At 40.6% G+C, this 4,100-nt stretch carries 3 protein-coding genes; 1 reads left to right on the forward strand and 2 read right to left on the reverse strand.

Going from position 1 to position 4,100, the window contains the following annotated elements; translation table 11 throughout:
- The first annotated feature begins 24 nt into the window (after positions 1–24).
- Positions 25–327, forward strand: a complete 303-nt coding sequence (locus DP116_RS14875; RefSeq protein WP_169155926.1) for a WGxxGxxG family protein — start codon at positions 25–27, stop codon at positions 325–327.
- A gap of 148 nt (positions 328–475) precedes the next feature.
- On the opposite strand, the gene DP116_RS14880 is transcribed toward DP116_RS14875, so the two are convergent.
- Both DP116_RS14880 and DP116_RS14885 read right to left on the reverse strand, forming a co-directional pair.
- Positions 476–1,900 (reverse strand): IctB family putative bicarbonate transporter, encoded by a 1,425-nt coding sequence (locus tag DP116_RS14880; protein WP_169155927.1) that lies wholly within the window; start codon positions 1,898–1,900, stop codon positions 476–478.
- Positions 1,901–2,115: 215 nt separating this feature from the next.
- Complete coding sequence (locus DP116_RS14885; RefSeq protein ID WP_169155929.1) at positions 2,116–3,618, reverse strand: GAF domain-containing sensor histidine kinase; 1,503 nt, start codon at positions 3,616–3,618, stop codon at positions 2,116–2,118.
- Between the last annotated feature and the right edge of the window lie 482 nt (positions 3,619–4,100).

A 4,100-nucleotide genomic window follows, 5' to 3' on the forward strand; every position in this document is an offset into this window, starting at 1 on the left:
CTCAAGGGTTGAGGAAGTTAAATCATGAAACGTCAATTAACTAAAGTCATCGGCACCAGCGTTATTGCTTTAAGCATGGCATTGCCCTTTAGTGTACCTGCTTTTGCTCAGACTACAACTGAATCCGGAGCTACCACCACCGCTCCTAACACAACAACTGACACAAGAAACACAAGAACTTATAATGACAATGATTTTGATTGGGGTTGGTTAGGATTACTTGGTTTACTTGGTTTAGCTGGTTTAGCTGGCAGAAAGCGCCACGAAGAACCAACCCGCTATCGTGACCCTAATACCACTGTTGGCACCACTACCTACAGAGATTAATTGTAGTGTCTGTCCAGCGATCAAGTACAAAGAATGAAGCAACAAAAAAACATGAAGCCTTAGATGAGGTATCTAAGGCTTATGTCAAGCTTATTGATCAAGGACAGTTAGGGTGCAAAAGACTGTCCTTAACTATTGTAAACAAAAGTTAGCTAGCTGTAGGCTCTGTGTTATGTGAATTGAATTCTCTGTCCCGACCTTGGGGTATAGATTTGTAATAGCAAGCAATTAAGCCAACCATCAGCCACCATACGGTATTGACTTCAGGACGAAACCAGACGGTATCAACTAAATTGTGGGCAAGTGTACCGGCGAGAGTTGCGATCGCCCCCATTATCCAAAATCCATCCACACTTTTGATTTCTCGTAGCCGTTGCAACTGCAATAAGCCAGTATTAAATATTACAATTAGCAGCCAAAGAAAACAAGCGAAACCAACAAAGCCAGTTTCTACAATCACCTCCAAGAAAATGGAATAGGCACTCAAAGCGCTGTAACGGGGGAGTTGATAGAGAGGATAAACTTTGTTAAACGCAGAATGACCAGGTCCAATACCAGTGATTGGATAATCCTGAATCATCTTGAAGACAGCAGTCCAAACATTTCTGCGAAAATTATTACTACTATCTTGCCTATCAGCAAAAATACTGAATACTCTATCGCGTACTGGTTCAACAAAGACCACAGCTAACACCAAGACGCAAGTCAAGCTACTCAAAAGAATCCACGGCAAACCAGTGCGCCAGAAAGGAGGCATTTGCACGCTCCACCAATAGTACAGCAACCCTATTAAGATCAGAACTGCAACGACTAGCCCAATCCAGCCACCACGACTAAAAGTCAGAATTAGGCATGAACCATTAACAACACACATGGTTAATGCCAATGCTTTTTTGAAGCCGCTAGCCCACGCAAAAACTGCGACTATGCTTAAAACCACCGCAGGCAAAAGGTATCCAGCCAGCAAGTTAGGATTGCCTAAATAACTATAAACCCTTGTGGTCTTTGACATACTAGATGTTGGATCAACCCACGTCGCCAGTGGTGGTGCTCCAAAAAACCATTGTCGTAACCCGTATACACTTACAATCAGAGAGATGTGCAAGTACAGCGTAATCAGCCATTGGCGAAAGCGAGGCAATCTCAGAACTCTAGCACAGAGGGCAAACAGGAGCAAATAGAGTGTAAAATTTCTCAAATCGGTCAACGCTGCCTTCTTCACAGGTGACAATGCTGTAGCTACAGTAGCAACTCCCCAATAAAGCAGTACCAGCAAATGAATCGGGGTAACACTTGAGGCATTTGGTGTTGTTTCATCTGATAAAGTTAATAACAGCCAAAATCCGGCACAAGCTACCAATATCAATCCCAATAGGTCATTGGACACAAAAGGTGCAAGAGTATACACCAGGCTGAGTAAAACAGCTGCTATTGTTTCTCCCCACTGCATCAATAGACTACTTTGTCGCCAAGAATGGAACAACCCCACCAAAGACCGGTGTAGGTAACTCGTGCCAAGATATTGTCTTAGAGGCAGATAGGATAAAGTGAATCGTTGCCAAACTAAATTCATAGTATCAAGCTGTGATGAATGACCACTCCCGTGTAGAACTTCGACTTAATGATGATAATCTGGGTATTTTAAAAAGTTCATAACACAGATTGCAAGTTATTATTCATTCGTTCCTAACTGCCATCCGCCATTGTTGATCATTTGAACAATTTGCACTTCATTGCTCATTGAACACAGCTAGTCTAGTTTGACATCAACACAAGCATTGGCTTCAGTCAAACATCGCTGTTTGCTTCTGCTGTGTCTAAATTCAATGGCAAACTCAGTACATAACGATATCCTGATTGTGATGAACCTTGAATAGCAATTTGTCCACCATGTAACTCTGCCACATGACAACTCAGTAAAAGTCCTAGGCTTTCACGAGAAAGATAACCGTGAGGCTTGGTTGCACTAGTGCTTGACATATTCACGATTAAGTCTCCTGTTTGGTCTTGGTTCTCCAAATGACCACTATGAGTACGTGTCAATTCTTGCAATGGTAATGTTCTGCTATGAGAAAATAAAGGGTCAATTTCAGTTATCCCCTCACCTAACCAAGGATGTGACACCCAGACAGTGATGTTTAGTGTATCGTCTTTGGAAGAAACATGAATGCGAACAGTACTACCTGTAGCTGAAAGTTGAATCACACTGAAAACCAGGTGATATAGGATTTGTCGCACCTTGTCTTTATCCAAGGAGCAAATGCGGTTGCGTTCTGGTTCTATAGACAGACGAATATCTTGCTCACGGCGGTTAGCTGCTTCTTCTAAAGTACTGATAGCCTGTTGACACAGCATTTCAATATCTATAGGAGTTAAATTTAATGCTGTTGGGTTTTCCTCCATAGTCCCCATCTGAGAAATTTCGTTCACCAATGAGAGCAAGTACCGACCACTATGTTGAATAATATCCACATATTCTCTTTGTTTATTTGTCAACGGACCATAAATCTCACGTCCCAAAACACTAGCCATACCTAGGACAGATGTTAAGGGAGTACGTAACTCCTGAATGAGTTGTCCTAACAGTTCCAATTTCAATTGGTTGGTAATAACTAAGTCTTTTTGTATAGATGGGCTGATTTTGATTTCAGTAGTATTAACAACATTCTTATCTGACAAGTTAGAAGCACTACTAGGGACACTGCTACTTGAAGTTGTTTCCAACAGACGGTTACGCTCAAACTCACTCATACTCCAACGGGCAATAATTTGTATAAATTCAATATCTTTATCTGTGAAATCGCGGGGTTTTATGTCCATTACTGCTAATGTACCCAGACAATGCCCACAAGCATCAAACAGTGGCGCTCCTAAATAAGAACGAATACCATAATCCTGAATCAACTTGCTGTAAGCAGAACTGTCTGCTCTCGTCAATTTCTCCGTATCATTAATGACAAGAGGTTGTGAATCCTCTACCACCTTGGTACAAAACGATTCGTGACGTAACAGTTCACGGCTTTGTGCGAGATGATTCATAATTCCTCCCCGCAGCTTAGACAAGCCCAGAGATGATTTGAACCAGTGGCGTTCTTGATCCACAAATCCCAAAATGCAAATTTGTGCTTCCAATAAGTGGGCTGCAGTTTGAGTAGCTTCTTCAAAAACTGGAATTGTCTCTGGTTGGCGCAAACCTAAATCTGATAAAACTTTAAGGCGTTGTCGTTCTCCCATTTCCTGGGAAACCCAGACATCCCCTGGGGTAAACAATTTGTTTTCAGACTCTACCATTGTCATCGCTACCTTAACAATCTCTTACTAGAGTAATTTATATAACCACTGTTTCTGGGTTATTTCCTATCCTTAAGATTCCCTAATTTGCTCCTAAATGAACACAATTAGAGGAAAAATTTTTTATTTTTTTGTTTATAGCTGTATAAGTAAACACTCTTAAGTAACTTCCTTGGATCACAAGGTAATGGAGTCTTCCTGAATCCATATTTATAATGAGCTACTGTTACCATCAAGATAACTAGTATAATAAACATAAAATTTTAAGTATTAACACTTGCGTGCTGACGATCAACATATCACAAGAAACTACAACGCTTCTCATGAATGAAAAGAAATCTATTTTTTATGTTTTTATACTAAACCAGGGTTCGTTTAGAATTGGATTTGGGCAACTATTACATCCCACATTCCGCCTCTGGAACTTTAGCATAGTATAATCACTGTTAAAATGATTGATTAGTTTGTATTAAATAATAATT

Source organism: Brasilonema bromeliae SPC951, from assembly GCF_012912135.1.
Taxonomy (GTDB): Bacteria; Cyanobacteriota; Cyanobacteriia; order Cyanobacteriales; family Nostocaceae; genus Brasilonema; species Brasilonema bromeliae.

What these genes read in the sequence shown, in the direction of transcription:
- DP116_RS14875 (WP_169155926.1), top strand. Translation starts at nt 25, where the DNA reads ATGAAACGTCAATTAACTAAAGTCATCGGCACCAGCGTTATTGCTTTA.
- DP116_RS14880 (WP_169155927.1), bottom strand. Translation starts at nt 1,900, where the DNA reads ATGAATTTAGTTTGGCAACGATTCACTTTATCCTATCTGCCTCTAAGA.
- DP116_RS14885 (WP_169155929.1), bottom strand. Translation starts at nt 3,618, where the DNA reads ATGGTAGAGTCTGAAAACAAATTGTTTACCCCAGGGGATGTCTGGGTT.